This is a genomic window from Pedobacter chitinilyticus, from assembly GCF_003313385.1.
Classification (GTDB): domain Bacteria; phylum Bacteroidota; class Bacteroidia; order Sphingobacteriales; family Sphingobacteriaceae; genus Pedobacter; species Pedobacter chitinilyticus.
Genome location: NZ_QMHN01000005.1, coordinates 271,184 through 278,934, shown reverse-complemented (window position 1 = coordinate 278,934; position 7,751 = coordinate 271,184). Strand labels below are relative to the sequence as shown.

Annotated in this window: 6 protein-coding genes; 4 read left to right on the top strand and 2 right to left on the bottom strand. The window is 41.3% G+C overall.

From position 1 onward, the window contains the following. Positions 1-420: T9SS type A sorting domain-containing protein (locus DUT70_RS16050; RefSeq protein ID WP_162926647.1), on the top strand; the 420-nt coding region annotated here is incomplete at its 5' end. A 328-nt stretch (positions 421-748) separates the two neighbouring features. On the opposite strand, the gene DUT70_RS16045 is transcribed toward DUT70_RS16050, so the two are convergent. After that, on the bottom strand, positions 749-2,470 hold the full coding sequence (locus DUT70_RS16045) for a tetratricopeptide repeat protein (RefSeq protein WP_113648371.1): 1,722 nt from the start codon (positions 2,468-2,470) through the stop codon (positions 749-751). A gap of 126 nt (positions 2,471-2,596) precedes the next feature. Here DUT70_RS16045 and DUT70_RS16040 point away from each other — a divergent pair, with 126 nt between their 5' ends. From DUT70_RS16040 to DUT70_RS16030, 3 genes are all read left to right on the top strand, one after another. After that, positions 2,597-3,310, top strand: coding sequence for a pirin family protein (locus tag DUT70_RS16040; RefSeq protein WP_113648370.1), 714 nt, complete (start codon positions 2,597-2,599; stop codon positions 3,308-3,310). Positions 3,311-3,563: 253 nt separating this feature from the next. After that, entirely contained in the window at positions 3,564-3,863 is a 300-nt protein-coding gene (locus DUT70_RS16035) for a hypothetical protein (RefSeq protein WP_113648369.1), read from the top strand. 109 nt (positions 3,864-3,972) lie between these two features. Further along, entirely contained in the window at positions 3,973-5,475 is a 1,503-nt protein-coding gene (locus DUT70_RS16030; RefSeq protein ID WP_113648368.1) for a succinate CoA transferase, read from the top strand. Between the two features lie 35 nt (positions 5,476-5,510). On the opposite strand, the gene DUT70_RS16025 is transcribed toward DUT70_RS16030, so the two are convergent. Next, a partial coding sequence (locus tag DUT70_RS16025; protein WP_162926645.1) for a T9SS type A sorting domain-containing protein occupies positions 5,511-7,751 on the bottom strand: 2,241 nt, incomplete at its 5' end.

The window sequence follows — 7,751 nt, the reverse complement described above, 5'->3', positions numbered from 1 at the left end:
GATAAAAACTTTGCAAGCATTGCCACTATAGCTGGAAAAGGCACCACCAACTTGAAAAATAACTATACATGGTATGACCGAAAACCTTTAAACGGCATCAATTATTATAGACTGATACAGAAAGATATTGATGGGAAAACAGAAGAATTAGGCATTAAACAGCTAAATTTTGATTTAGATGAAGATCAGGTTCTGCTTTACCCAAATCCAGTAAGTACACAGGCTAACATACAATTTGTGGCCAATACTTATCAAAGCATCAGCTTAACAGAAATTTCTGGTAAAGTTTTACAGCGCCTTTCTTTAAACAAAACCGAAACAGAAAAAGCCATCATGATTAACCATCTGCCAAATGGCATTTACCTACTAAAGCTTACTGGCCAGGGAAAAAACACCATTTTAAAAATGCTTAAGAATTAGGGTACCAACCATAAATCGAAACACCAATGCATCCAAGCTGCTTGGATGCAGCTTCCAGATCACCTCGATGCAGCATCCAACTCGCTTACATGCTGCATCCAGCTCACCTACATGCAGCTTCCAGGTTATCTCCATGCAGCTTCCAGGTTATCTCCATGCAGCATCCAGGTCAGATATATGCAGCATCGAGGTGATCTGGATGCAGCATATAGGAAAATAGTCCTTTATATTGCAGCAAAACAATTAAGCATTGATATGGATTTGAGGAAAATAAAAGATAGACTTACGACATTTTTGGAACTTGTAAGTCTTGCAGAAAAATGCTTTATTAAATTCCGTCCACAAAATTTTCCAGTTGTATCTCGTCATTTCCAGTTTTCTTCCGTAAACGATGCCAAGTTACCCGCAACGATTGGGGTGAAACACCCAAAGCATGCGCCATTTCCTGTTTTGACAACCTAAGTTTGCTTAACACTACCATTTTGGTTTCGGCAAGGGTAACTCCCGAAATTTTTTCCTTTAACCTTCGAATGTACCCAGGGTGAACCTTCTCAAATGCTTGCTGAAAATTGTCCCAACTTTCATCAGTAATAATGGCTTTCTTCCTGACCAAGGCCACTGCTTCACTTTGCTGGTTTTCTTGTGCGGCTTGCATATCCTCAATCATTCGGCTATTATGAGCAATGGTTTGAGCAAATTTTTCCAATTGTTGCTTGGCCTGTTCCAATTCTAAGCTGGTTAACTTCAACTTAGCGTCCTTTATAGCTGCTATACTAAGCCGCTTTCTTCGCTGCAAATAGTAAATCAAAAAACTTGCAGCCACCAAGCAAAATGCAATAAATACCAATGCAAGCAACAGCTTATTTTTAAATTGCTCCTTCGCCAAAAATTCATTGCGTTCAGCAGCCAATTTCTGGCGGTGCTCTTTCTGTTGCACACGTAAAAGCTGTAAGGCATTCACCCTCGTATCCTCTTCGTCTTTGGCCAACCTTGCCGAATCAAGGTATTTTGTAGCCAGCACAGCATCGCCTTTGGCTAAATACCAAGCACTTTTAACGGTATAAAAACCATCCATCAGTTCCAAGGAACGATCAAAAGATTTCTTTAAATAATCATCCGCGTTTTCAATCCACTCCCAAGCGAGTTCATATTTTTTTTGTTTGATAAAGATATCTGCCAGTGGAACTGCCGCACCTGCCGCTAAACGCCAATCAAGTTCAGCCACTGCTTTTTTAGCATCACGCTCCATCAACGGAATAGCCAAAACATAATTACCTCTTAAATAATGATTGTAACCAATGTTTCCTTGGGAAATGGTATACTGGATATCATTACGCCCCAAATACTTTGACTGTACTGCTTTATTAAAAAACACATCGGCACTATCCAACTTCCCTAATTGCCGGTAACATAAACCCATGGTATTATTTGCCGACCATATCGCCTTCCAATTAAAATCAGTAGCAGTAATGGACAAAGCTTTTTGCATATAAGCTTTTGCAGTATCATAATCCTTAAAAAAATAATATAGCTCACCTATGAGGTAATAGTACTCGGCCATGTTTGGAAAATCAGTAGCGTTGGTTTTATCCAACAACCTACCTAAGCGCAGATAATACTCCGTAGCCAACTCATAATTACCCACACGGCGCCAATAAAACTCGCCGATTACCCTGAGTGCCCTGGCTTCTATATGCAAATAATTTTCTTTTCTGCCTTTCTCAGCAATAGCCTTTAGCCTCTTCAATGCTAAATCATGCGGATGGTTAAAAGTCCAATAGGAATAATAATAAGCCTTGAACAGCGCTACCTCCAATACCATTTCCCTATCCTTATGCTGCAGTCCATAGGCTTCCATATCACGTAAAACAGCAAAAGTTTGGCTGGTATCTTTATTCCCGACCAGCTTTCCGTAAAGCGTATCAATAATGTAGACCTTATTTTTATAAGGTTGATGAAGTAGTTGCTGATATTGAGCGGCACAGGGCAAACCTACACCGAAAGCTAGCAACAAATGTAAATGAAGGAGAATAGGTAGTTTCTTAAACATCAACAAGTGTATTAGTTCCCTAAAAATAGAAAATACTTCATTAACAGCACACTACTTTCTTATCCTATATCAAGAAATGGCAAAAAAATGTGCGGTAAATTTGTATCAACAAAGGAGAAAAAAACAATGGCACAGACCGTATTACACACAGCCAACACTCGCGGAGCCGCAGACCATGGCTGGTTAAAAAGCTTTCACTCTTTCAGCTTTGCTGGATATTATAATCCAGACCGCATCCATTTTGGAGCATTAAGGGTATTGAATGATGACTTTGTAACTGGCGGAATGGGATTTGGGGAGCATCCACACGACAACATGGAAATCATTTCCATCCCATTAGAAGGAGAATTACAACATAAAGACAGCTTGGGGAACACCGCTACCATTAAAGCTGGCGAAATACAAGTGATGAGCGCAGGCACAGGCGTATACCACTCTGAATATAATCCTGATGCAAAAAGTCCTGCTAAGTTTTTACAAATTTGGGTATTTCCTAACAAAAGAAATGTAGAACCTCGTTACGACCAAATCACTATAGACAGAGATACCAGAAACGAATTTGTACAGGTGCTTTCGCCAAATGCCGACGATGCTGGGGTTTGGATTTACCAAGATGCTTGGTTTAATATGGGTAGGTTTGATGCAAATACTTCAAAAACCTACCAATTACACAAAGAAGGTAATGGCGCTTACATTTTCGTATTGAGCGGGTCGCTTAGAGTTGCAGGACAGGAATTGAACACCAGAGACGGTTTCGGAATTTCAGAAATTGATCAATTTGAGATCAGTGCTTCCACCGATGCAGAATTTTTGATCATGGAAGTACCGATGAAGTTCTAACCCTATTTTAAACTAGCCACAGATGCACAGATAAAATTAATTAACTTATATTATTAATTTGAGTCGGCTATCATTCCTGTATCGCAGACCCTGAAATAAATTTACTACGTAGCTTTCCGCTTCGCTACAGGTCAGGGTGACGTGAAATCGACGTTACGTCATGCTGAATTTATTTCAGCATCCGTTTTCCAGGCTTATGATCGAACTCGGGTAAACAAAAAATCAGTGTATCTGTGGCTAAATTCATAAAGCGATGACCAATATATTAATTGTTTGTGCTAACGAACCCATTGCAGCAACCATAGCACGTTTAATCGATAAAATGGAAGATTGGCGTGCTTCTGTAGCTTTATCCCTAAATGAAGCCATGGAAAATTGTTATGCCAAAACTTTTGAAGTCATATTAATTGGCTCGGGTATTACACAAGCGCAGGAAGATGTTTTAAAACTGCACTTAGAAAAATTAAAGACCAACAGTGTGGTAGTGAAACATTATGGGGGTGGCAGCGGACTATTATACGCCGAAATTTACCAAGCCTTAGCCGAAAGATGATAAAAGTCATTTTTTAGGTTGATGGTATAAATCATAAGCCATTTAAGCTAACTTTATTTTTGAGGCGTATGGCTAATTGCAGCCCATATGATAACATGCCAAAATTAGGATGTACGAAGATAGAATACTTAAACCAGAATTAGCCGAACTAATCATTACCGCACAAGAAGCGGCAATGATGTTTAAAGATAAAATGGTGGTGGCATCTAGCGGTTTTACCAAGGCAGGCGACAGTAAAGCAGTGCTGATGGCCTTGGCCGAAAGGGCGCATGCCGATCCATTAAAAGTAACATTAATGACTGGTGCATCACTAGGACAAGGAACCGATGGAGCCCTTGTAGAAGCAGGAGCGCTATCCTTGCGTTTACCTTTCCAAGTTGATCCCATTATGCGTAGGGCCATTAATAAAGGTGAGGTATTTTTTATTGATCAACATTTGGGCGAAACGGCCAATTTATTACGCGCTAACAATTTTCCAAAAATCGACATTGCCATCTTAGAAGCCTGTTTAATTGAAGAAGACGGAAGCATTGTACCAACCACTTCGGTGGGTAATTCAGCATCGTTCGCGGCATTGGCCGAAAAAATCATCATCGAACTTAACCTATCGGTTCCCCTATCCATTAAAGGCGTTCATGATATTTTTTCTACTGGCGAATATCCCAACCGCAGAGAAATTCCCATTACCAAAGCCAATACCAAGGTAGGTTCTTCGGTCATAGCCATTAATCCAGATAAAATTGCAGGTATTGTGATTACCCAAAAAACCGATAGCCCTGCAGAAATTGAAGCACCCGATGCATCTACCAAAGCCATTGCCAACCACTTAATCCGTTTCTTTAACCAAGAAGTAGCCAAGGGAAACTTAACCAAATCCTTATTACCATTGCAAGCAGGCATTGGAAAAGTGGCTAATGCGGTATTAACGGGTTTTGTGCACAGCGATTTTGAAGATTTAACCATGTATTCGGAAGTACTTCAAGACAGCACCTTCGATTTATTGGACTCGGGTAAATTACTATTTGCCTCAGGCTCATCCATCACTGTTTCTCAAGCCTATTACGATAAGATTTTCTCCAATTTCGATGCTTATAAAGATAAAGTGATGCTGCGTCCACAAGACATCAGCAATGCAGCAGAAGTCATTAGAAGATTAGGCATTATTGCCATCAATACCGCTCTAGAATGTGACATATATGGCAATGTAAATTCTACTCACGTAAGTGGCACCCACATGATGAATGGCATTGGTGGTTCAGGCGACTTTGCCCGCAATTCATACCTCAGCATTTTTGTAACTACTTCTGCTGCCAAAGGCGATAAAATTTCTTGCATCGTTCCCATGGTTTCGCACGTTGACCACTGCGAGCATGATGTGGACATTATTGTCACCGAACAGGGCTTAGCAGATTTACGTGGTTTGGCACCTCGACAACGAGCGCAGGTGATTATTGATAGGTGTGTCCATCCAGAATATCGGCAAGAATTACAAAGCTATTTCGACAGGGCATCAAAAGAACGAGGAGGACAAACGCCGCATCTATTGGAAGAAGCCTTTAGCTGGCATGTTTCGTTGAGAGAAAATGGCAGTATGAAAAAAGCCCCTATCTAATAGATAAGGGCTTTCAGAGCGTAAACAATAAATGGTTATTGTTTAATGAATTTATGAACTGTTTTTGAATCGCCAGATGATAGCACTACGGTGTAAACACCAGCAGGCAATAAAGCAAGATTCAACTTATGCTCTTGCTCTTTTGCCGTAATTTTATTGCTCATCACTACTTTCCCTAACATATCAACCACTTGTAGTTGACTGTAAATATTTGCAGGGAATTTAACCGTAATTGAATGTGACGCTGGATTAGGGAACAATAACACTTCATCTTTTACTTGACTGAAGTTAACTTGTTTTACTCCATAATCTTTCATTGCACCATTTTTATCAAATTGCAACAATTGATAGTAATTTTGGCCACTTACTGCATTTTTATGCAAGAAGGTATAAAGTTTTCCTATTTTAGAATCACCTAACGCATCTATTTTAGTAAGTGGTTTAAACTCTCCTTTTTCTGTAGCATGCAATAATTCAAAGTGCGAAGAATTAGACTCAGATGTGGTAGTCCATGTAACCTCAACTCCGCTTTGAACAGCCTTGGCAGCAAAATTAACCAACTCTACTGGCAATGGTTCTTCTACTTTAATACTTACATTTACTGATTTTGAACAAGCATTTCCATCCGTTATCCAAACCATAAAGCTATAATCGCCCGCAGCTGTTGGCGTACCCGATAATACACCAGCAGCAGATAAGGTTAAGCCTGTCGGAACAGTTCCCATACTACTGTAAGCGTAACCTGAGGCTCCCCCAGTTGCTGAGAAAGTGTATGAAAACGCAGTACCCTTATTAATAACACCAGCACCTGAATAAGTAGACTGTATAGCGGTTGGCTGTGTAATGGTAACTGATCTAGTGATTGAGCAGGCATTGGCATCGGTAATCGTAACAGTATAAGTACCAACACCTAAACCAGTAGCCGTAGCTGCCGTGCCACCTGATGGCGACCATGAATAAGTTAAAGATCCCGTGCCACCTGAAGCGATAACAGAAGCCGAACCATTCGATCCACCGTTACAGGCAACATTGGTTTGTGAAGTAGATGCAGTGATGGCAGTTGGTTGCGTAATGGTGATTGTTCTGGTGATTGAACAAGCATTAGCAGAAGTAATGGTACAAGTATAAGTACCCGCAGCTAAGCCTGTAGCAGTAGCCGCTGTACCTCCTGATGGCGACCATGAATAACTATATGGTCCAACACCTCCCGACACAACAACAGAAGCCGAACCATTCGATCCACCGTTACAAGCGACATTGGTTTGTGAAGTAGTTGCCGTAATAGCAGATGGCTGAGTGATGGTGACTGTTCTGGTAATAAAACAAGCATTAGCATCGGTAATGGTACAAGTGTAAGTACCCGCGGCCAAACCTGTAGCACTAGCTGCCGTACCGCCTGATGGCGACCATGAATAACTATATGGTCCAACACCTCCTGCAGGAACTACAGTAGCGATACCAGTAGAGCCACCGTTACAGGCGACATTGGTTTGTGAAGTAGATGCAGTGATGGCAGTTGGCTGCGTGATGGTGATTGTTCTGGTAATCGAGCATGCATTGGCATCAGTAATGGTACAAGTATAAACACCAACACCTAAACCAGTTGCCGTAGCTGCCGTACCGCCCGTTGGTGACCATGAATAGGTATATGGACCCGTACCGCCTGAAGCTACAACACTTGCAGTACCATTTGAACCACCGTTACATGAAACTGTAGTAAATGAAGTAGTAGCAGTTAAAGCAGTAGGCTGTGTGATCGTAAAGGTTTGTTGTTTAGAGCATGCATTGGCATCGGTTACGGTACAAGTATAAGTACCAGCGGCCAAACCGGTAGCCGTTGCAGCCGTACCTCCAGATGGAGACCATGAATAAGTATACGGACCAGTTCCTCCTGTTACGTTAACACTAGCAATACCATTTGAACCTCCATTACAGGAAATATCTGTTCTACTGGTTGTAATAGCCATGGCCGTTGGTTGTGTGATCGTAACCGATCTTGTAATTGAACAAGCATTGGCATCGGTAATGGTACAAGTGTAAACACCAACGCCTAAACCAGTAGCTGTAGCTGCCGTACCGCCCGTTGGTGACCATGAATAGGTATATGGACCCGTACCGCCTGAAGCTACAACACTTGCAGTACCATTTGAACCACCGTTACATGAAACTGTAGTAAATGAAGTAGTAGCAGTTAAAGCAGTAGGCTGTGTGATCGTAAAGGTTTGTTGTTTAGAGCATGCATTGGCATCGGTTACGGTACAAGTATAAGTACCAGC